We start from the raw sequence: 20,941 nt of genomic DNA, 5'->3' as shown, positions 1-20,941 counted from the left end.
ACAAAGAATTTATACTGTACCTCGCCTTGAATAGATTATTTTTTTAATTAAAAGAATTAAAAATTAAAAAGGATTTACAATGTTAGAAGGAAACTACCAAGAATTTTTAGAAACTATCTCTGAAAAAATTAAAAAAAATCAAATTTTCACAGATAAACTTCATACTTTAGTATATGGAACAGATGCCTCTTTTTATAGATTATTACCAAAGATTGTTATAAAAGCAGACAACTCAGATGAAGTACAATTTATCATAAAAGAAGCATATAAAAGAGCTCTGCCTATTACATTTAGAGCAGCAGGAACATCACTTTCAGGTCAAGCAATTAGTGACTCTATTTTGTTAATTACATCAAGAAAATTTACCAATTTTAAATTAGCTGATGATAAAAGTTATATAAGTTTAGAACCAGCTCTTACTGGTGAACAGGCAAATAATATATTAAAAGAGTTTAACAAAAAAATAGGTCCAGACCCAGCAAGTATTAATGCAGCCATGATAGGTGGAATTGCAGCAAACAATGCCTCTGGAATGTGTTGCGGTATATCACAAAATTCTTATAAAACTTTAAAATCAATCAAGCTTATAATGGCTGATGGAACAAAGCTTGATACATCTTCAGAGAAGTCTAAAAAAAGATTTAGACACCAGCACAAAGAGTTTTTAGAAAACTTAAAAGAGTTAGCAAGTAAAACAAAACATGACAAAGAGTTAAAGTCTTTAATTGAAAGAAAATTCAAGATAAAAAATACTTGTGGTTACTCTTTAAATGCACTTGTTGATTATGAAGATGAGTTTGATATTTTATCTCACTTAATCATTGGAAGTGAAGGAACTTTGGCCTTTATTGAAGAGGTAACATATAATACAGTTGAAGATTATCCAAATAAAGCAAGTGCTTTAATATTTTTTGAAAATATCAAAGATGCCTGTAATGCAGTATCTAAAATCAAACTTGCAAAAGATGATGGAAAAATCATTGTTGATGCAGTTGAACTTATGGATAACAAAGCACTTAAATCTGTTCAAGATAAAGAAGGAATGCCAAGCTATCTTAAAGAATTTGATAGTGAAGTTACAGCTTTATTGGTTGAAACTAGAGCAAATCTAAAAAAAGATTTAAAAACTCAAACAAAAGATATAGAAAATATTTTAAGTGAATTTAAAACAGTAAGACCTATAAAGTTTACTACAAAAGTAGAAGAGTACACACTTTTTTGGAAAATAAGAAAAGGACTTTTCCCTGCTGTTGGTGCAATACGAAAAATAGGGACAACTGTAATAATTGAAGATGTTGCATATCCAATAGAATCATTGGCTGAAGCAACATTAGAACTGCAAAGTTTATTTGAGAAACATGGTTACCATGAAGCACTTATTTTTGGACATGCCCTAGAAGGAAACTTCCACTTTGTATTTACACAAGATTTCAATGATCAAAAAGAGATAAAAAGATACGACGAGTTTATGAATGATGTTACAAATTCAGTTGCCGTTAAATATCAGGGAAGTCTAAAAGCTGAACATGGTACAGGTAGAAATATGGCTGCATTTATAGAGTTAGAGTGGGGGAAAACTGCTTTTGATATGATGGAAAGTATTAAAAACCTTTTTGACCCTACAGGTATTTTAAATCCTGGTGTAATAATAAATCATGACAAACAAGCTCACCTTAAAAATCTAAAACCACTACCTGCAACCAATGATTTAGTTGATACATGTATTGAGTGTGGTTTTTGTGAGCCAATGTGTCCATCAAATGCCATTACCTTTACGCCAAGACATAGAATTGTAGCAAATAGAGAGATTAGTAGACTTGAGGTTATAGGAGAACAAAAAGAGGCTGACGAATTAAAAGAGGCATATGTATATGATGGTTTAGAGACTTGTGCAACTTGTAGCTTATGTTCAACTGCTTGTCCTGTTGGGATAGATACAGGAGCTTTAACAAAGTATCTAAGACATGAAAGAATTACTCCAACACAAGATAAAGTTGCAACTTTTATTGCAAACAATTTCTCTACAACATTAAGTGGAATGAGAGTAGGCCTAAAAAGTGCAAATTTTGTACACTCATTAATTGGAACATCTTTAATGACAGGGATGACAAACAATTTTAGAAAACTATTAGGAACTCCAAAATGGAGTGCAACTCTTCCAAGCGGATTGAGTATAAATGAAAAATTTACCAATAAAGCAAGTGATAAAAAAATAGTATATTTCCCTTCATGTATTAGTAGAACCATGGGACAAAGTAGTTTTTCACAAGAAGAAAAAAGTCTATATGATGTGACTGTTGAAGTTTTACAAAAAGCTGGTTTTGAAATAGTATTGCCAAAAGCACTTGAAGAGTTATGCTGTGGTATGCCTTTTTCTTCAAAAGGTTTCACTAAACAAGCAGAGCAAAAATCAACTCAATTAGAAAAAGCTTTACTTGAAGTTAGTAATAATGGAGAGTATCCAATACTTTGTGATACAAGTCCTTGTACTAAAAAGATGCAGGAAAGCTTTATTAGTGATATAAAAATTTATGAGCCTATTGAGTTTTGTTTAGATTATGTGGTAAATGAATTAGAGTTTACTAAAATAGATGAACCAATAACTATTCACACAACATGTAGTTCTAGAAAAATGGGATTACATGAAAAGTTTATAGCTCTTGCAAAACTATGTTCAAATGAAGTAATAGTTCCAGCTGATGTGAAATGTTGTGGTTTTGCAGGGGATAGAGGATTTAATTTCCCTGAATTAAACAAATCAGCACTTAGTAGTTTAAAAGAACAAACAAGTGGAGCAAAACTTGCATTTTCCACATCAAAAACTTGTGAAATTGGATTGAGCGAAGAATCAGGACTTGATTATAACTCTATTTTATATCTAGTAAATAGATGTAGCTCTTCTAAAATTTAAAAAACAGAACTTTCATCAAACAAATATTTTACCAACTTTGTGGTAAAATATTTGCTTTATTAAAAAGGATTAAATGATGAAAGATAAGAATATCAAACTTTTTACAAAAAGAGTTCTATTCACTTTATTAGCAACATTCACTATTTCAAATGCAGAAATTATAAATGGTCTAGCACTTACTGTAAATGATGAACCAATTACTATAAGTGATATCAATGAAAAAATGGCCGAAACAAACCTCAAAAAAATGGATGCAGTTGGTCTACTAGTTGATGAAATTTTATATAATCAAGAATTAGAAAAGCAAGGTATTAGCGTAGATATATTTGAATTAAATAACTATCTAGAGAAAATAGCTGCTTCAAATGGTATGGATTTATATGCTTTTAAATCAATCATAAGACAAAAAAATAAAAGTTATGATGAGTTTGAAGCCCAAACTAAAAAAGAACTTTTAAAAAGAAAACTAATAGATAAATTAGTACGTGGAAACTTAGCAATTGCCACAGAAGAAGATTTAAAAATATACTATAACAATAATCAAAATATGTTTACAACTGCTTCAGCAATCGAAGTAACACAATATGCATCTAAAAATAAAAGAGCCTTAATAACAATAGCTCAAAACCCAATGGCTACATTTAAAGATGTTGTTAAAAAAGATTTTGTTTTAGAGCAAGATAAATTAAATCCACAATTAAAATTTCTTTTAAATGATACTAAAAATGGAACGTTCACTCCTATTTTTACAGCTGATAGAAACTTTGTAATGTTTTATGTAAAAAATAAAAGTGGAGTTACAACTTTAAAATTTGAAGATGTAAAAAGCAAAATTTTTAATACATTAATGAGTGAAAGAGAACAAAAATTCTTAAAAGAGTATTTTGAAAAATTAAAATTAACTGCTGATATAAAAGTGATAAGATAAAGGAAATAAATGTTTGAAGTAGTAATAGGTCTTGAGGTACATGTACAACTAAACACAAATAGTAAACTTTTTTGTTCATGCGCAACTAGTTTTGGAGAAGAGCCAAATACAAATGTATGTCCTACATGTCTAGGTCTTCCAGGAGCACTTCCTGTATTAAATAAAGAGGCTGTTCATAAAGCAATTATGCTAGGGACTGCATTAAAATCAGAAATTAATCAAAAATCAATATTTAATAGAAAAAATTACTTCTATCCTGATTTACCATCAGGCTACCAAATCTCTCAATTTGAAGTTCCTATTGTAGGACTTGGTCAATTAGTTATTGATTTTCCAGATGGAAGCCAAAAAACTATTGGAGTAACACGAGCACATTTAGAAAATGATGCTGGTAAAAATATCCATGCTGGTCCAGTTTCACATGTGGATTTAAATAGAGCTGGAACTCCTTTACTTGAAATAGTAAGTGAACCTGATATGCGAACTGCAGAAGAGGCTCTTTTATACCTTAAAAAACTTCATTCAATCGTAAGATATCTTGGCATAAGTGATGCAAATATGCAAGAGGGAAGCTTTAGATGTGATGTAAATGTATCTATTAGACCAAAAGGTGATACAAACCTTTATACAAGATGTGAAATCAAAAATATGAACTCATTTAAGTTTATTGAAAAAGCAATTGCTTATGAAGTAAATAGACATATAGAAGCTTGGGAAGATGGTATTCACTCAACTGAGATAGTACAAGAAACAAGACTTTTTAATCCAGATTCAGGTGAAACTCGATCTATGAGAGGTAAAGAAGATGCTGCTGATTATAGATATTTTCCAGACCCAGATTTAAGACCTGTAATTATTACAGAGGAAATGATGGAAAAGTATTCACAAATTCCTGAACTTCCAGATGAGAAAAAAGCTAGATTTGTAAAAGATTATCATATTAAAGATTATGATGCAAGTGTTATTACAAGCCAACTTGAAATGGCTCACTTCTTTGAAGAGATGTTAGAAGAAGGGATTAGTGGTAAAAATGCAGTTACTTGGTTAACAGTCGAGTTACAAGGAAGATTATCAGACTCTATTACAAACTCACCTGTTGATGCTAAGAAATTAGCAACTATAGTAAAAAGAATCGAAGATAATACTATCTCAGGAAAAGCTGCAAAAGAGGTACTTGATTACCTAATGGAAAATGATGCAAGTGTTGATGATGTAATTGATAAGTTAGGACTTAAACAAGTTTCTGATGATGGTGCACTATTTGCAATTATTGATGAGATTTTAGCAAATAACCCTGAAAAAGTAGCAGAGTATAAAGCAGGTAAAGAAAAACTACTTGCCTTTTTTGTTGGTCAAACAATGAAAGCTTCTAAAGGAAGTGCAAACCCTCAAAAAGTAAATGAACTTTTAAAGCAAAGATTAGCATAAATGAAAAAAAATTCTATTGCAGTAATAGGTGCTGGTAAATGGGGACAAGCTCTTCATTTTGCCCTTAGCTTAAAACAAGAGGTATATATAACTTCAAGAACAACAAAAGATATTAAAAACTTTGTTGACTTAAAAACTGCAATGGATTGTGAATATTTAATTATAGCAATTCCAGCCCAAGAGATAAAAAAATGGCTAAAAGAAAACTTTGTTTATAATGGCCAAAAAATACTCGTAGCCTCAAAAGGTATTGAAGCCTCAAGTGGTAAATTTCTAAATGAGATTTACGAAGAGTTTGTTCCAGATAAACATATAGGATTTATCTCTGGTCCCTCATTTGCAGCAGAGGTAATAAAAGCTCTACCTGCTGCAATTGTAATAAACTCTAAATCAAAAAAACTATATAAAAAATTTAGTCACTTCTTTCCAGACTATTTAAAAACATACTACTCAAAAGATGTAATAGGTGCAGAAATTGCTGGTGCATATAAAAATGTTTTAGCTATAGCTAGTGGTATTTGTGATGGACTACATCTTGGAAATAATGCCAGAGCATCTCTAATTTCCAGAGGCCTTGTAGAGATGGAAAGATTTGGAAAAGAGTTTGGCGCAAGAAAGTCTACTTTTTTAGGTCTAAGTGGAGCAGGGGATCTATTTTTAACTGCTAGTTCTACAATGAGTAGAAATTATAGAGTTGGTCTTGGTCTTGCTAATGGAAAAACCTTAGAAGAGATTTTAGAAGAGCTTGGAGAAGTAGCAGAGGGTGTTAAAACAGCTGAAGCAATATATAGATTATCTTTGGAAAACAATATTTATACTCCCATTGCCAATGAAGTAAAAAAAATACTTGATGGTAAAAGTCCTATTGATAGCCTAAAGGACTTACTGAAAAGTTAAAAATGCAGACAATACCATTTTTTAACCTATCATTAACACTTATTCCCCTTTTAATTGTTTGGTACTATTACCATAAATGGACAAACGACAAATATGAAATACTCATATCAACTATTAGAATGGTTTTTCAACTACTTTTAATAGGATATTTTCTTATTCTTTTATTTGAAAAAAAAGATAATTTCATTGGATTACTTATTATTTTATTTATGGTTAGTGTATCCACTTGGATAGCTCTTAGAAATACCCAAGATAGATCAATAAAACACTATTCTTTTATTTTCATATCTATTGGAATATCAGGACTTATTCATCTTGTTTTAATTGTAGGTTTTGTACTTGATTTAGAAGAGTTTTATGAACCAAGATTTGTAATACCAATTGCTGGGATGATATTTGCAAATACTATGAATGCTCTATCTATAGCAATTGAGAGATATGAAAAAGAGATAAGTAGAGATGTTATCTTTGAAAAAGCTAGAGAGATAGCATTTAAAGCCTGTATGATACCTCAAATAAACTCTTTGCTTGCCGTTGGACTAGTATCGCTTCCTGGAATGATGACAGGGCAAATACTCTCTGGAGTGGATCCTTTAATTGCAGTAAGATATCAAATAATGATAATGACCATGGTAATCTCAAGTGCGGGAATTAGTACAATGGTTTATTTTTTATTAAAAAAAGTTAAAGCTGAGTTATAGCAATATTATTGTCTTCTGTAAAAGTTAGATTAAAATATTTTTCATTTACATTATCTTCAATTTTTGCCAATTCATCAAACCGTAAAGGTCCACTTACATTTGTTTTTATATATAAAACATCATCTTTTATCTCTTTTTCTGTAAAAAAGCAGTTTTCATCCAAATAGATAAAATCATAAAGTTTTTCTAAGCTATCTATATTATCAAATCTATATTTATTTGGGCAAATAAAATTTTCATCATCACCATTTAACAAATATTTTACAATATTATCAATACTTATTGGTTTTAATAGTCTAACAAATTTGAATGTGTCTACACAAGTATCACAATCTACGGGACAATTGATACTATCACTTAAGAAAATCATTTTTTGTTTTGAATTTAAACTCAATACATATGTCATAAATTCATTTGACATTTTACAATTATGCTCAAGTACAATAAACTCATAAGGGTGATTATCAAATAACTCTTTTGCACTCTCAACATCAGTTGGAGTATCAATTTCAAAGTTTGTTATACTAGCAGTTAAAAAAACAAGTCTCTCTTTAGATATCTTGGACTCATCTAATATTAGTACTTTTTTAGAATTCATAATTTAAACCGTTATTTTTGAGATATTCTATCAATAAGTTTTAAAAACTTACTTCAAAATAAAACTAATAAAAAAAATAAATTTATTTCTTATTTTTATGGATTTCTCCCCATAAATATAGCTGTTTTAAGATTGGTTTTAGGGTTTGCCCATATTCAGTTAAAGAGTACTCCACTTTAGGAGGAACTACTGGATAAACCTCTCTATGCACAATTCCATCCTCTTCTAACTCTCTTAATTTCTGAATTAACATCTTTTGAGTTGTTCGTGGAAGAAGTTTTTCTAATTCATTAAATCTTTTTTTCTCAGCTCTTAAATACCATAAAATAAGAATTTTCCACTTCCCTGATAAGGCATCAAGTGCCGTCTCTACAGGACACTTATCAATAATACTATTTTCAATTTTTTTAACCATGTTCTTTCCTAACTATACTTTTAGATAGTACCTATTCTTTTTGTATGTTCTTGTTCTTTTGTCTAATTTTAGCTAAAGTTTCAGTATAAGTAAATAGGAGAAAGAAATGAAAGCATATATAGTAGAAAAAATAGAAGATAAAAAATTTGAATCAGGGATAAAAGATATAGAGGTTCCAGAGATTTCTGAAAATGAAGTTTTAATAAAAGCAACTTATTCATCACTAAATTATAAAGATGCACTAAGTTCTGTTGGAAATCCAGGAGTTACAAGAAATTTTCCACATGTAACAGGTATTGATGTTGCAGGTGTAGTTGAAAAATCAAATTCAGCTAAATTTGCTGTAGGAGAAAAAGTTTTAGTAACTGGATATGATATGGGAATGAACACAGATGGTGGTCATCAAGAGTTTGTAAAAGTACCAGATTCTTGGGTAGTTAAAATTCCAGAAACTATAAGTGATAGAGAGATTATGATATATGGAACTGCTGGATTAACAGCTGCTTTAAGTGTTAATGAATTACTTAATAATGGTATCACAAAAGGTAATATTTTAGTAACAGGTGCCACAGGTGGAGTTGGAAGCATAGCCATAAGTATACTACATAAACTTGGATTTAGTACAACTGCTATTAGTGGAAAAGAGGATAAAATACCATTTTTGAAAGATTTGGGTGCTAGTGAAGTGATACTAAGAAATGAGTTTGATGTTGAAAATAAAAGACCAATGGGTAGCGAAAAATATGATGGTGTAATTGATACTGTTGGAGGGAATATTTTAGCAGAGGCTTTAAAGGTTATTAAATACGATGGAGTTGCAACTTGTTGTGGATTAACTTCTTCTTTTGAATTAAATACAAATGTTTTTCCATTCATATTAAGAGGTGTTAGACTTATAGGAATTGATTCTGTAGAGTGTAAAATAGAGAAAAAAATTGCAGCTTGGGAAAAAATTGCAGGTGATTTTAAAATAGATACTTTAGAAAAACTTACAAATGAAATTACACTTGATGAGATAAAAGTAGCATATGAGTCTCTTATTGCAGGAAAAGCATCAGGAAGATATTTAGTTAAAATATAATATTATTAAGTCTACTAATTTAAAAAATTAAAGGGACTTGATGAATATAAGAAAAAAAGTAATTTTTAGTTTTGTGATTCTAGTTGCTTTTATTATATCAATTAGTTCATTGAGTATGATAACAACATACCATATGAAAGAAAACTCTAGTTTTGCAAAACAGGTTTCTAGGTTAATCAATATTCAAGAAGATATGAATGAATTAATTAACTTAGTCACAATAGAAAATTCATTAGAAAAACTAAAAAATATAAAAGAAAAATTTATTAGCTTCGAAAATGATTTTGAATTACTAAGGGAAGATATAACTAAAAAAGATCACAAAGATTTAATTGATTATATTTTACCCAATATTCGTCAAAATCAAAATATCTCAAAATCATTAAACAATCTCTTTGAAAATGAACATGCAATCGAACTTATATTTGATGATATTTATAAGTTTCAAAACAAACACATCTATCATAATGACCTATTTTCTAAAATCTATCCAGAAGAGAATGAGAAGAGAAAACTACTTCAAGAACTTATATTTAAAACAACCAACTTAAAACTTATACAAGAGTTTGGAAACCTTAGATATTACAGTAAAGAGACTCTTTATCAACATAGGGATATGGAAACATTTCAAAAGTGGACAAACTCTATTGATGAAATTATTTTAGAGCTAAGAAAAAACGATAGGTTAAAAATTCTTCCTCTTTTTACAGGGTACAAAGAAACCGTAGAAATCATGGGTAACTTGGCTATAAATATTCACAATATTGAAAAAGAAGAAAAAATTCTGACTACCAAGCTTATAAAAATTCTAAAAGAAAATAGAGATGAATCTAGCTCAATAGAGATAAAAATAGAAGAAGTTGCAGAACAATTTTTAAGTAAAATCTCTTTTATAGAACTAATTTTAGTTATTACAATTATTCTAATAACAATTGCCTTAACACTATATATCTCATCTAAACTTACTAGTATCATACAAAAATTAAATAGTGGAGTTAAAAGATTAAAAGATGGAGATTATAGTTCAACTATAGTTATAAAAGAGGATAAAGAGTTTAGTGAAATTGCTACAACTTTTAATAATATGGCTCAAAATATTGAAGAGCATCAAAATACCCTAGAAGAGAAAATCAAACTTAGAACAAACGAATTACAAGGAGCTCTAGTAAATATCCAAAAACAAAAAGATATATTAGAAAATCTATCAAACAAACTTGCCAAATACCTTTCACCTCAACTTTTCGAGTCAATCTTTAGTGGAAAACAAGATGTACAAATAGAATCTAAAAGAAAATACTTAACAGTGTTTTTCTCAGATATTAAAGGCTTTACCGATATAACGGATAGTGTTGAAACAGAAACCTTAACTGAGATTTTAAATGAATACCTAGATATTATGTCCACTGTTGCAATAAAACATGGTGGAACAATTGATAAGTATATTGGGGATAGTATCATGGTCTTCTTTGGAGATCCTCTTTCAAATGGAAAAGCACAAGATGCTATTTCTTGTATGAATATGGCAATCCAGATGAAAGAAGAGATGAGTAAACTACGTATTAAATGGCAAAAAGATGGGATTAGTAAACCTTTTCATATAAGAATGGGGATAAATAGTGGTTACTGTACAGTTGGAAACTTTGGTTCTAAAAATAGACTTGATTATACTATTATTGGAGGGGTTGTAAATTTAGCCTCAAGATTGGAATCAAATGCAAGACCTGATCAAATTTTAATATCAAGTGAAACTTACACACTAATTAAAGATACTATTAAATGTACAAAAAAAGAGGAGTTACAAATAAAAGGTATAGCTCATCCTATACAGACTTATGAAGTAATCTCAAGTGGTAATAATAGTACAATAATAGAAGAACAAACTGGATTTAACCTTATTTTGGACCTAAATCAAATTGATAAAAATAATATAATAAATATCTTAAAAAATACAATTATAGATGTTGAGAAAAATATATAAAGATTTTTTTGGATAAAATAGAGAAAATTTATACTAAATATAAAAAGAGAGTCTCATGCAACAATTTTTAGTAGAAGCAAAAAAAACAAGCAGACATATCTCAACACTAAGTGGTGAAATAAAAAACAAAGTACTTAATGAGATGGCAGATGCCATAATTGAGCACTGTGATTATATTATTAGCCATAATAAAAAAGATATGGAAAATGGAAGAGTAAATAATCTAGATGCAGCATTGATGGATAGATTACTTTTAACAGGAGATAGAGTTATGGGTATGGCAAAAGCTATAAAAGAAATAGCCATGCTAAAAGACCCTGTTGGAAGAACACTTGAGGGTTGGATTACTGAAGATGAATTAAATATTCAAAAGATATCTATTCCTATTGGAGTAATTGGAATCATTTATGAGAGTAGACCAAATGTTACTAGTGATACAGCCGCTTTATGTTTTAAAAGTGGAAATGTTTGTGTTTTAAAAGGTGGAAAAGAGGCTGAACATTCAAATAAAGCAATAGCAACTATTTTACGAACAGTCTTAGATAATAATGGTCTTCCACAAAACGCTATATCTTTACTACCTGACTCTTCAAGAGAGGGTGTGGCAAAGTTAATAAAAGAAGATAAATATGTTGACTTAATCATTCCAAGAGGTGGAGAAGCACTAATAAAATATGTAAGTGAAAACTCTAGTGTTCCTGTTATAAAACATGATAAGGGAGTATGTCATACTTATATTGATAAAGATGCAAATCATGAAAAGGCAATCTCTATTTCTATAAATGCTAAATGCTCTAGACCAAGTGCTTGTAATGCTTTAGAAACACTATTAATTCATAAAGATGTAGCAGCATATATTTTACCTCCATTACATGAAGCTTTTATGCAAAATGATACAGAACTGCGAGGTTGTAGTAATACAAGAGAATACATAGATATTCACTGTGCAAGTGAAAATGATTATGATACAGAGTATTTAGCAAATATCTTATCTATTAAAGTTGTAAAAGATATGGATGAGGCTATCTCACATATTGCGAAATATGGTTCTGGTCACTCTGAGGCAATTATTAGTGAAAACTATAGTAGCGTAAATAAATTCCTAAATGAAGTAGATTCTGCTTGTGTATATGCAAATGCAAGTACAAGATTTACAGATGGTGGTGCTTTTGGACTAGGTGCTGAGGTTGGGATTTCTACTAATAAACTTCACTCAAGAGGACCAATGGGAATCAATGATTTAACAACATTTAAATTTAAGATTTATGGTAATGGACAAATTAGATAGTTCTAATTTGTCCCTAAAGTAGGTCTTTCATTTTCAAAATTATCATCTAAAAGTGGGATTGTAATAAGACACTCTACCCCTGTATACTGAGCTTTTTCCCAAGAGAATCCTGTGTTTTCTAAAGAAATCTTACCCTTAAACTGATCTGATATAATTTGATGAGAAATATATAATCCCATACCAGTTCCTTGAAAATTGTGTTTTGTGGTAAAATATGGTTCAAATATCTTATTTATAACCTCTTCACTAACTCCCAATGCATTATCTTTGATTTTTATATAAACATTGTTTTCATCTTTACTTATATCTATTAAAATAAGTTTTGGTCTACTTCCTAAGTTCTCTAAAGCATCCATAGAGTTATTTAAAATATTTACAAAAACTTGTATTAGGTCATTTTCGATTCCCTTTAATACAATAGAGTCATCATCACAATTAAAAATATATTTTATTTCAAGATTACTAAGTCTATACTCTATTAGTTTATAAGACTTATCAAGACTATTTTTTATATTAAATATAGTCACATCATTACCTGTTTTAAAAAATGATTTGAAATTATCTATAGTTTGAGATAGATATTGAGAGTTATTCATAATAGAATCAGCTAAGTCCGTAAATAACTTATCATTTAAAGTACCATACTCTTTGTGTATAAGTAATCCACTTGCAGCTGTTGAGATTATAGATAAAGGTTGCCTCCATTGATGTGCAATAGAGTTTAATATCTCATTCATAATTACCATTCTGGCTTGTTGAGTTAACCTGTGATCTTTTTCTTTAAGAGATTTTAATATCTCTTTTTCTTTGGTAATATCTTGTTTAATTGCTAAAAACTCTTCTATTTTACCTTTTTCATTAAAAATAGGAGAGATTGTTGCTTTTTCATAAATAATATTACCCTCTTTATTTTTATTTATAAATTCACCTGTCCATTTTTCCCCTGAATAAATAGCTTCATTCATCTTTTTATAATAATCTTCTGGGATAATTCCTGCAGCAAAAATAGCTGGTGTTTTATCTATAACTTCATTTAGACTATACCCAGTAACTGAAGACATACTCTTATTTATATATTTTATTTTTTTATCTTTATCTGTAACTACAACAAAATTGTTGGAGTTATCAACTGCATTTTTAAATCTTTTTAGTTCTAGTTGACTTTTTAAAACCTTATATGAATAATACAAAAATCCAAATATTAAAATAGATAGCAAAAGAAGAAGGGCTAAAATTATATTTTTTATTCCTAAAATCAACTCTTTAGTATGACTAGAATAGTTCTTCTCAAAACTCTCTAACTCTCTTCCAAAAGCTAATACTGAGCCATCCTCTTTTAGTGCTTTATACTCTTTCATCTTTTTGAGTATAATCTTACTATGCACTAAAAAAAGCTCTTGAAACTTATTTTTTGGAGTAATTTCTTCAAGCTGTTTTTTTAAGGAATCCATTGATTGCTCAGAATTAAAATTTAGTGCTACTATTTTTACAAAAATATTTAAATATCTTTTATCTTCAATATGTTCAATGATTTTTATGTTATTTCTAAGTGAATTATTTAAAATAGCATTATGAGATTTTAATCTTTCAACTATTCTCATTTTCTTTTTTAATAACTCTGCTATAGATAAAAACTCTTTTTTTAAACTTCTATCTGCAATATTATTAAAAATATTTGCTTCTTCTATCTTATTTATATTAAAGTTAGCTCTTTCAATTTGGTCATTTATAAAATCAAAATTTATAAATCCAATATCACTACCTATAAACTTGTTAAAATTATTATCTATTATTACAATATCTGCTATATATTCATCAAAATCAAAATAGTTATTTACTCTTCTATTATCTTCTACAACATTATATATCAAACTACTAATTAACAATAAAAAAAACAGTGCAACAAAATATGTACTTTTCATTCATCAACCATAATAACCGGAGTATTCCCATTTAATGTTTTTAAAAAGAGTTCAATTTTATATATCTCTTCATCAGTTGGAATAATCCCCACTTGATACTCAATCATCACTTTTATTGTCTCTTTTAAATTCTCCTCAGAACCATCATGCATATAAGGAGAGGTATGTTCTATATTTCTTAGTGTTGGAACTTTAAAATAGTATTTATCTTCTTCATTTTTAGTGACATTATATCTACCTAAATTGCCTGATTTAATTTTATACTCTTTTATAATGCCCATCTTTTGATAAAGATTTCCACCAATATTAACTCCATTATGACAAGATATACAACCATAATCTTTAAAGAGTTCAAAGCCCTCTTTTTCTTCAGTTGATAAAATGTCTTTATCCCCTAATAAATATCTATCAAACTTTGAGTGTGGTGTTACTAGGGCTTTTTCAAACTCTACTATTGCATCTAAAATATTATCTTGGGTCATGCCATCTTTGTAGATTTTAAAAGCATTTTTATAATAATCATCATTTTTCAGTTTACTTATAATATTTTTGAAATCATTGTTCATTTCAAGAGGATTATGAATAGGTCCAAGGGCTTGTTCTTTTAAATCCTTTGCTCTCCCATCCCAAAACTGCGAAAGGTTGTATCTTGAGTTTAATACAGTTGGAGAGTTTACATTTCCTTTTTTGTTATTAACTCCAATAGAAAACTTCCTATTATCATCACCACCTTCAGTTATTATGTGGCAAGAAGCACAAGATATTGTATTATCAACACTTAATCTTTTTTCGTGAAATAATTTTTTCCCAAGAAGTGCTTTATTTATATCATAATCTTCATTTGTGGGAATAGGTGATATTAAATCAGAAGAATAAAGAGATGAAATAAGAGTAATTATTATTAATAATTTTTGCATAATAAAGTTTATCATAATAAATAAAAAAATTTAATAAATCTTCCATAAAATAATTTTTAGTTATAATCTATAAAAAAATAGGGTAGATAAGTGATAAATAAAAGTATTTTTAGAGAGTATGATATTAGAGGGATTGTTGGGAATGAGCTAAATGAGCAAAGTACAAAACTTATTGGATATTATCTAGGACTAGAGACTATCAAAAGAGTAAAAACTACAAAACCTATTGTTGTAATAGGTTATGATGCTAGAACTCACTCTCCTGAACTTTTTTCTTACCTAACATCTGGATTTAATAAAGCTGGTTGCCAAGTTTTAGGCATGGGTATGGTAGCAACAGGAGTTAATTATTTTGCCTCTTTTCAAGAGTTTGATTCAGTTTTGCCAAATGCCTCAGTTATGATAACAGGTAGCCATAATGCAAGTCCATATAATGGATTCAAAATAACTATTAATAATGCACCCTTCTTTGGTGAAGATATCTATGCAATGGGTGAAGAAATCACAAGTAATCAAGATATGATTATCGAAGATAATGATAGTTTTAAAGAAATAGATGTAAAAAGCTTATATAAAAACTATATGATTAAAGAGTTTGCACATTTAAAAGGTATGAAACAAAAGCTTATTATTGATTGTGGAAATGGAGTTGCAGATACTGTTTTAACTGATATTTTAGATGCCTTAGAGCTAAACTATGATGCTCTTTATTGTGAGCCAGATGGTACATTTCCTAACCACCATCCAGATCCAAGTGTTGAGGAAAACCTAAAAGACGTTATTGAAAAATTAAAAGGTGAGTATGAGTATGGTTTTGCTTATGATGGAGATGCTGATAGAATTGCATTTTTAACTAAAAAGCACAATGTAAAAGGTGACATCATGGCACTACTTTTTGCAAAAACTATGAAAAATCCAGTAATCATTGGAGAAGTAAAATGTACTCAAGTTATGTATGACAGAATCAATGAAAATGGAACTGCTGTTATGTATAAAACAGGTCATTCAAACCTAAAAGTAAAACTAAAAGAACTAAATGCAGATATGGCAGCAGAGGTATCTGGGCACATCTTCTTCAATGATAGATATTATGGTTTTGATGATGCAATTTATGCTACTTTTAGACTCTTAGAACTTATCCATAATGGTATGGATATAGATAAAGAGATAGACTCTTTACCAAAAGTATATTCAACCGAAGAGATAAAAGTAGAAACAACAGAGGAAGAGAAGTTTGATTTGATGCATCAAATTAAAAAAAATCTAATAACAGTAGGGAGTGATTTTCCTAAAATCTTAGATATTATAGAAGTTGATGGTGTAAGAATAATATTTGAACAAGGTTGGGGATTAGTTAGAGCTTCAAATACTACACCTGTGCTTGTAACTAGATTTGAATCAACAGATCTTGAAGTTGCAAAACTTTATGAAACAAAAATTAATGAACTAATAAAAAGAAGTAAAAATGAACTTAATAACTCTTCAAACAAAGCCTAGTACAAACTTTCAAGATAATTTAAATCATCTTGAAACTCTTATCTTACAAACTCCAAAAGAGTCATTTATCTTAGCACCTGAATTATGCTTAACAGGTTATGCCTATGGAAGAATAATAGAAGCTGGAAAGTTTACTAAAACAGCTATAGAAAAGCTTACAGAGCTATCAAAAGAGCGAACTATTAGTTTAACTATGACGAATAAAGAGTGTGAAGATTACTTCAATACCTTTTATATTTTTCATAAAGGTAAAATCATACATAAACAATCAAAAATAAAACTCTTTACACTAAATGACGAAAATAAATATTTTGAAAGTGGTAGAGAAGAGGATATAAAACTTTTTGAAGTAGATGGACTTAAAATTGGAGTATTAATCTGTTTTGAATTAAGGTTTTTAGATTATTGGCAAAAACTAAAAGGTGCTGATATTATTTTGATTCCTGCTATGTGGGGAGCAAAAAGAAAAGATAATTATGAGACTTTATCAAGAGCCTTAGCTGTTGCAAATCAGTGTTTTGTTATTGCAAGTGACAGTTCAGATGAGTCTTGTGCAAAAAGTTCCTCTATTATAACTCCCTTTGGAGATATGACAATAGATGATAGCCAAGAGCTTATCTCAAAGACAATAGATTTAAAAGAGATAAAACTTATGAGAAAATATTTAGATGTGGGTATAAAATAGTATGAAAATTTTATTTGTTTGTTTAGGAAATATATGCAGGTCACCACTTGCAGAAGCAATAGCTAGAGATTATGCCAAAGAAAAAGGTTACTCTATAGAAGTAGACTCTTGTGGAACAGGTTCTTGGCACATAGGTGATGCTCCATGTCCTGATTCTCAAAAGATAGCCAAAATAAGAGGACTTGATATCTCAAACTATAAAGCAAGACAAGTTTGCAAAGATGATTTTAAAAAGTTTGATTTAATAGTAGGGCTTGATTCAAAAAATATAGCTTCACTAAAAGAGTTAGGATGTAAGAATCCACTTCTTATTGGAGATTATGGATATGAGGGAGAAGATGTTCCTGACCCATATTTTTTTGATGGCTTTGAAGGCTTTGATAAAGTTTTTGATATGATTGAGTGTTGTGTTAAAAATCTTTTAGAGGAAAAGATAGAAAAATAAGTTCTATCTTTTTGTGATTACTTTAGCTTTTTCAACCCACTCTTCTTCGATTACTCGATTATCAATAGAAAAATACTCTTCTATCCAATCTATGTTTTTCTCACTCCATTTTGCTATTTGCTCAATATGGAAAATTCCAAGTGCGTTTAACTTGACTTCCATCTCTTTATCAATACCCTCTATCTCTTTTAAGTCATCTTTTCCTGTAGGTCTTGGATTTCCTAAAATAAAAGGTTTATTGTAAATATTTCCAGGTTTTCGCAAAATTGGGTTGATTTCATAACTTACTGGCTTTTTCTTATATCTTACTTTTCCAATTAAAAATCCAATATACATAGAGAGTATAGACACAGCAAGTAACCAAAAAACTATTTTAGAAGCAATCATCAACATACTTATTCCTCAATTATTTTAAATTCTACTCTTCTATTTTCAAAAGAGTAACCATTTTTATCATTAGGTACCAAAGGTCTTGTTTCACCATAACCTTTTGCAGTAACTCTATCCTTTGAAACTCCAAGCTTAACTAACTCTTTTCTTACGCTTTTTGCTCTTTGTAGGGAAATCCATTCATTGACATCCTCTTCACCTTTAGCATCAGTATGTCCACCTATTTCTACTTTTACATCTGGATTTCTTAATAAAATACCTGCTATATCTTGAACAACTTTGTAACTTTTTTCTGTAATATCTGTACCTAATCTTTTGAAAAATATCTTCTCTTTAGAAAGAATATTATCTATCTCTTCTTGAGTTTTATTGTTTTGTAGTTTTTTAGGTTGAATCTTTTTAGATAACTCTTCTATCTTCTGTTCTTGTGGTATCTTTTCTAAAAGAGCTGGTTCTTCCTTTTGTTTTTCTATTATTTCTTCTATTACTTCTTTTTCTTTAGGTTTATCAATCTCTTTAGTTTCTTCTATTTTTTTCTCGATATTTTCATTTTCTTTTTCTTCAACCTTTTCAATAACTTCTTCATTTTTGGTTATTTCTTTGGTTACTTTTTCTTCTATAGGTTCTGTATTTTTTGTCTCTTCTTGAGAAGGGGTAGTTATTGTAGTATCTGTTTGGATTCCATATTGATTAATGTATGTATATACACAACCAACCATTACGGCTATTAAAAGAAATGTTAAAAAAATAATCTGTTTAATTGCACTCATTTATCTCTCTTTGATGAAATCTATCAATTGTATCTAAAAAAATTATATTTTTCAACAAAAAATAATAAATTGTAAAAAGAAATAAAATATTTCTTATATGAAATATTTAACATTTTTTTTGTAATTATATTTTTATTTAATTTACGTACAATTTTAGTATTGATAAAACAAGAAGGAGTACATATGCGATTTTTAGCTCTCTTTTGTATAATTTTTAGTTTCATTTACGCCTTACCCGAACAATTTGATAAACAAAAGTATTCAAAAGGTGAAAAAGTTTTTGAGCAAAAATGTACTGAATGCCATGTGAAATACATGGATATAGCACTTTTGATGAAAAACTTTATTGAGGAAGATAACAAACTTCTAAATCTAAAAGCCCCAACAGGCAATGAAATATCCTTTAGACTAAAGAGTCAAATAGGTAGTATAAATGATATTGAGTTTCAGATTATAGAAGCAAGTGATTTTGTAAAAGATTATCTTTATTATCCAAATAAAGCAAAAACAATCTGTCTTGAAGGGGTTGTAAAACATTTTAACACCATGCCAAGTCTCAAAGGAAAAATAAGCTTAAGTGAAATTGATGATGTAGCATTTTTTCTTTACTTCTTAGAGGGCTTTAATGGTGTAAATGAGTTTTATCACGATGAGACTAAATTTTAAAATTTAGCTTTTTTGTGACGTAATATGTGACGTCTTTATCCTAAAATAATATATAAATACTTTTTAGGATACTTATATGTTAACTGTAAATACTATAAAAGCTTTTAAATTAACCATTGCTATACTTTTTTCATATTTTGTTTCTATGGGAATAGTTGATTTGATTAATTTTCAATATCAAACAGATAGTTTAACAACATCAGAACTTCTAGATAGTCTCTATCTTATATTAAATTCATTGTTCTTTGTCTTAACGCTACTTCTAATAAAACTCTTTCTTGATGAAAAAGTTAACTAATAGTTAGATAACTCCACTAAATTCATATTTAAAACTATATGAAAAATCAATTTTTTTCATATAGTTTTAAAATCATACTATTCCACTTACCTTCTTTTGTATCTTGAGTTTGCCAAAGATTATACTCCCTATCAATAAACTCTCTAGTCTCTTTTGTTCCTATATCAGCAATTGACTTCAAGGCCATTGCTCTATCTTGCCAAAGTTTTGCATTTCTATAAATATTTGTTAAGTATGAGAACTCTTTTTCTCCTCCTAATAAACCTACTACTGCAATAGATGATAATCTTAAATATTCATCAGTACTACTATTATAAAGCTTTACAGTATCAAGAGCTTTTTTATTGTTTGAGAAACCTAATTCATACATATTAATATAGTTTAGGTTATCTTTTGTTGTTATTTCATTTTCTATTTTATTTATTATTTCTGCAACTTTTTCATCACTTAATTTATAATTGAAATAAGCTTTATTAATTTTTGCAACAATTTCTTTTACCATAAGCATAATAGGTTCATTAAAACAAGGGTCATTTAATTCATCAGGTGACCATATTGGCACTTTTCCTCTTTTTATAACTGATGTAAATATTTTTTCCTCACTACCAATATTTACAGTAACTTTTAACATAGATATTGTAACAATTGGTGAAAATCCAGTGCTTCTATGTGTAAAAATTTCAAACTTCTTTAAAACCAATGATTCGTTTGATGTTTCAACAAACTTTACAGGTAGTTTTCTTGCTAAAAACTCTTTTTTTATTGCATTTGATATGAAAGAATACGCTTCAATACTTTTTTTGTCATTTTCCAAAAATATTGCTTTTTCAAATATACCAGTAACTATTTGAGGACTATCTCCTAGTCCATCTATAAAACTTATTTCTGTAATCTCTTTTTCTTCTAGAGTTGGTACATATGTATTTTCAGATTTCTCAACAGATTTTAAAGGAACCTTTAAAGAACAGGCCTGAAAAGAAAAAACAATAGATAATATTATTGTTATTTGTCCTACAAATTTAAACTTATTTTTCATTATTACTCCTACTTTATGTATTAAATAGCATAAAATTTCTTTGCATAGTAGCATAATGAATATTAATACAATTTAAATATTTTAAAAAAG

General features: G+C 28.8%; 20 protein-coding genes. 13 read left to right on the top strand and 7 right to left on the bottom strand.

The genetic code is table 11. From position 1 onward, the window contains the following. The first annotated feature begins 79 nt into the window (after positions 1–79). From Q0617_RS02905 to Q0617_RS02885, 5 genes are all read left to right on the top strand, one after another. Positions 80–2,911: an FAD-binding and (Fe-S)-binding domain-containing protein gene (locus tag Q0617_RS02905; RefSeq protein WP_298750301.1), complete on the top strand. Its 2,832-nt coding sequence runs from the start codon at positions 80–82 to the stop codon at positions 2,909–2,911. Between the two features lie 76 nt (positions 2,912–2,987). Next, complete coding sequence (locus Q0617_RS02900; RefSeq protein WP_298750299.1) at positions 2,988–3,839, top strand: peptidylprolyl isomerase; 852 nt, start codon at positions 2,988–2,990, stop codon at positions 3,837–3,839. A 9-nt stretch (positions 3,840–3,848) separates the two neighbouring features. Continuing rightward, positions 3,849–5,267, top strand: a complete 1,419-nt coding sequence (gatB, locus tag Q0617_RS02895) for an Asp-tRNA(Asn)/Glu-tRNA(Gln) amidotransferase subunit GatB (RefSeq protein ID WP_298750297.1) — start codon at positions 3,849–3,851, stop codon at positions 5,265–5,267. Beyond that, a complete protein-coding gene (locus Q0617_RS02890) occupies positions 5,268–6,164 on the top strand; it encodes an NAD(P)H-dependent glycerol-3-phosphate dehydrogenase (RefSeq protein ID WP_298750295.1) in 897 nt (298 codons plus the stop codon). Between the two features lie 2 nt (positions 6,165–6,166). Then, a complete protein-coding gene (locus tag Q0617_RS02885) occupies positions 6,167–6,865 on the top strand; it encodes an ABC transporter permease (protein WP_298750293.1) in 699 nt (232 codons plus the stop codon). On the opposite strand, the gene Q0617_RS02880 is transcribed toward Q0617_RS02885, so the two are convergent. Next, entirely contained in the window at positions 6,849–7,463 is a 615-nt protein-coding gene (locus Q0617_RS02880) for a hypothetical protein (protein WP_298750291.1), read from the bottom strand. The genes Q0617_RS02885 and Q0617_RS02880 overlap by 17 nt on opposite strands. 82 nt (positions 7,464–7,545) lie before the next feature. Next, positions 7,546–7,878: a helix-turn-helix domain-containing protein gene (locus Q0617_RS02875; protein WP_298750289.1), complete on the bottom strand. Its 333-nt coding sequence runs from the start codon at positions 7,876–7,878 to the stop codon at positions 7,546–7,548. Positions 7,879–7,984: 106 nt separating this feature from the next. Between Q0617_RS02875 and Q0617_RS02870 the strand changes: the two genes are divergently transcribed. Genes Q0617_RS02870 through Q0617_RS02860 form a run of 3 tightly spaced genes read left to right on the top strand, consistent with a single transcriptional unit; the run spans position 7,985 to position 12,225 of the window. Then, positions 7,985–8,959 carry a YhdH/YhfP family quinone oxidoreductase gene (locus Q0617_RS02870; protein WP_298750287.1) on the top strand — a complete coding sequence of 325 codons (975 nt, stop codon included), beginning with the start codon at positions 7,985–7,987 and terminating at the stop codon, positions 8,957–8,959. Positions 8,960–8,999: 40 nt separating this feature from the next. After that, complete coding sequence (locus Q0617_RS02865; protein ID WP_298750285.1) at positions 9,000–10,937, top strand: adenylate/guanylate cyclase domain-containing protein; 1,938 nt, start codon at positions 9,000–9,002, stop codon at positions 10,935–10,937. A 55-nt stretch (positions 10,938–10,992) separates the two neighbouring features. Next, positions 10,993–12,225 (top strand): glutamate-5-semialdehyde dehydrogenase, encoded by a 1,233-nt coding sequence (locus Q0617_RS02860; protein ID WP_298750282.1) that lies wholly within the window; start codon positions 10,993–10,995, stop codon positions 12,223–12,225. A gap of 2 nt (positions 12,226–12,227) precedes the next feature. Here the strand turns inward: Q0617_RS02860 and Q0617_RS02855 are convergent, their stop codons facing one another. Continuing rightward, positions 12,228–14,147 carry a PAS domain S-box protein gene (locus Q0617_RS02855; protein ID WP_298750280.1) on the bottom strand — a complete coding sequence of 640 codons (1,920 nt, stop codon included), beginning with the start codon at positions 14,145–14,147 and terminating at the stop codon, positions 12,228–12,230. Then, positions 14,144–15,064, bottom strand: a complete 921-nt coding sequence (locus Q0617_RS02850; RefSeq protein ID WP_298750278.1) for a cytochrome c peroxidase — start codon at positions 15,062–15,064, stop codon at positions 14,144–14,146. The genes Q0617_RS02855 and Q0617_RS02850 overlap by 4 nt, the downstream gene beginning before the upstream one ends. A 90-nt stretch (positions 15,065–15,154) precedes the next feature. On the opposite strand from Q0617_RS02850, the gene Q0617_RS02845 reads away from it, so the two are divergent. The 3 genes from Q0617_RS02845 to Q0617_RS02835 are packed head-to-tail and all read left to right on the top strand — an operon-like array spanning position 15,155 to position 17,691. Next, entirely contained in the window at positions 15,155–16,561 is a 1,407-nt protein-coding gene (locus tag Q0617_RS02845) for a phosphomannomutase/phosphoglucomutase (protein ID WP_298750276.1), read from the top strand. Further along, positions 16,530–17,246 (top strand): carbon-nitrogen hydrolase family protein, encoded by a 717-nt coding sequence (locus Q0617_RS02840; RefSeq protein ID WP_298750274.1) that lies wholly within the window; start codon positions 16,530–16,532, stop codon positions 17,244–17,246. The genes Q0617_RS02845 and Q0617_RS02840 overlap by 32 nt, the downstream gene beginning before the upstream one ends. Before the next feature lies 1 nt (position 17,247). Next, on the top strand, positions 17,248–17,691 hold the full coding sequence (locus tag Q0617_RS02835; RefSeq protein ID WP_298750272.1) for a low molecular weight protein-tyrosine-phosphatase: 444 nt from the start codon (positions 17,248–17,250) through the stop codon (positions 17,689–17,691). Positions 17,692–17,694: 3 nt separating this feature from the next. On the opposite strand, the gene Q0617_RS02830 is transcribed toward Q0617_RS02835, so the two are convergent. Beyond that, entirely contained in the window at positions 17,695–18,084 is a 390-nt protein-coding gene (locus Q0617_RS02830) for a hypothetical protein (RefSeq protein ID WP_298750270.1), read from the bottom strand. Positions 18,085–18,086: 2 nt separating this feature from the next. Then, positions 18,087–18,851: an OmpA family protein gene (locus tag Q0617_RS02825; protein WP_298750268.1), complete on the bottom strand. Its 765-nt coding sequence runs from the start codon at positions 18,849–18,851 to the stop codon at positions 18,087–18,089. Between the two features lie 183 nt (positions 18,852–19,034). Here Q0617_RS02825 and Q0617_RS02820 point away from each other — a divergent pair, with 183 nt between their 5' ends. Continuing rightward, positions 19,035–19,517: a hypothetical protein gene (locus tag Q0617_RS02820; protein ID WP_298750265.1), complete on the top strand. Its 483-nt coding sequence runs from the start codon at positions 19,035–19,037 to the stop codon at positions 19,515–19,517. 76 nt (positions 19,518–19,593) lie between these two features. Beyond that, positions 19,594–19,815 carry a hypothetical protein gene (locus tag Q0617_RS02815; protein WP_298750263.1) on the top strand — a complete coding sequence of 74 codons (222 nt, stop codon included), beginning with the start codon at positions 19,594–19,596 and terminating at the stop codon, positions 19,813–19,815. 46 nt (positions 19,816–19,861) lie between these two features. Here the strand turns inward: Q0617_RS02815 and Q0617_RS02810 are convergent, their stop codons facing one another. Beyond that, on the bottom strand, positions 19,862–20,851 hold the full coding sequence (locus Q0617_RS02810) for a hypothetical protein (protein WP_298750261.1): 990 nt from the start codon (positions 20,849–20,851) through the stop codon (positions 19,862–19,864). Positions 20,852–20,941 lie beyond the last annotated feature (90 nt).

Origin of the sequence: uncultured Arcobacter sp., from assembly GCF_937982575.1 — a bacterium.
Taxonomy (GTDB): domain Bacteria; phylum Campylobacterota; class Campylobacteria; order Campylobacterales; family Arcobacteraceae; genus Arcobacter.
The sequence above is the reverse complement of the archived record's forward strand: the minus strand, read 5'-3'. Positions and strand labels throughout refer to the sequence as shown.

What these genes read in the sequence shown, in the direction of transcription:
- Q0617_RS02900 (WP_298750299.1), top strand. Translation starts at nt 2,988, where the DNA reads ATGAAAGATAAGAATATCAAACTTTTTACAAAAAGAGTTCTATTCACT.
- Q0617_RS02855 (WP_298750280.1), bottom strand. Translation starts at nt 14,147, where the DNA reads ATGAAAAGTACATATTTTGTTGCACTGTTTTTTTTATTGTTAATTAGT.
- Q0617_RS02850 (WP_298750278.1), bottom strand. Translation starts at nt 15,064, where the DNA reads ATGCAAAAATTATTAATAATAATTACTCTTATTTCATCTCTTTATTCT.
- Q0617_RS02890 (WP_298750295.1), top strand. Translation starts at nt 5,268, where the DNA reads ATGAAAAAAAATTCTATTGCAGTAATAGGTGCTGGTAAATGGGGACAA.
- Q0617_RS02830 (WP_298750270.1), bottom strand. Translation starts at nt 18,084, where the DNA reads ATGTTGATGATTGCTTCTAAAATAGTTTTTTGGTTACTTGCTGTGTCT.
- Q0617_RS02820 (WP_298750265.1), top strand. Translation starts at nt 19,035, where the DNA reads ATGCGATTTTTAGCTCTCTTTTGTATAATTTTTAGTTTCATTTACGCC.
- Q0617_RS02810 (WP_298750261.1), bottom strand. Translation starts at nt 20,851, where the DNA reads ATGAAAAATAAGTTTAAATTTGTAGGACAAATAACAATAATATTATCT.
- Q0617_RS02825 (WP_298750268.1), bottom strand. Translation starts at nt 18,851, where the DNA reads ATGAGTGCAATTAAACAGATTATTTTTTTAACATTTCTTTTAATAGCC.
- Q0617_RS02875 (WP_298750289.1), bottom strand. Translation starts at nt 7,878, where the DNA reads ATGGTTAAAAAAATTGAAAATAGTATTATTGATAAGTGTCCTGTAGAG.
- Q0617_RS02865 (WP_298750285.1), top strand. Translation starts at nt 9,000, where the DNA reads ATGAATATAAGAAAAAAAGTAATTTTTAGTTTTGTGATTCTAGTTGCT.
- Q0617_RS02860 (WP_298750282.1), top strand. Translation starts at nt 10,993, where the DNA reads ATGCAACAATTTTTAGTAGAAGCAAAAAAAACAAGCAGACATATCTCA.
- Q0617_RS02835 (WP_298750272.1), top strand. Translation starts at nt 17,248, where the DNA reads ATGAAAATTTTATTTGTTTGTTTAGGAAATATATGCAGGTCACCACTT.
- Q0617_RS02880 (WP_298750291.1), bottom strand. Translation starts at nt 7,463, where the DNA reads ATGAATTCTAAAAAAGTACTAATATTAGATGAGTCCAAGATATCTAAA.
- Q0617_RS02885 (WP_298750293.1), top strand. Translation starts at nt 6,167, where the DNA reads ATGCAGACAATACCATTTTTTAACCTATCATTAACACTTATTCCCCTT.
- Q0617_RS02840 (WP_298750274.1), top strand. Translation starts at nt 16,530, where the DNA reads ATGAACTTAATAACTCTTCAAACAAAGCCTAGTACAAACTTTCAAGAT.
- Q0617_RS02815 (WP_298750263.1), top strand. Translation starts at nt 19,594, where the DNA reads ATGTTAACTGTAAATACTATAAAAGCTTTTAAATTAACCATTGCTATA.
- Q0617_RS02870 (WP_298750287.1), top strand. Translation starts at nt 7,985, where the DNA reads ATGAAAGCATATATAGTAGAAAAAATAGAAGATAAAAAATTTGAATCA.
- Q0617_RS02905 (WP_298750301.1), top strand. Translation starts at nt 80, where the DNA reads ATGTTAGAAGGAAACTACCAAGAATTTTTAGAAACTATCTCTGAAAAA.
- gatB (WP_298750297.1), top strand. Translation starts at nt 3,849, where the DNA reads ATGTTTGAAGTAGTAATAGGTCTTGAGGTACATGTACAACTAAACACA.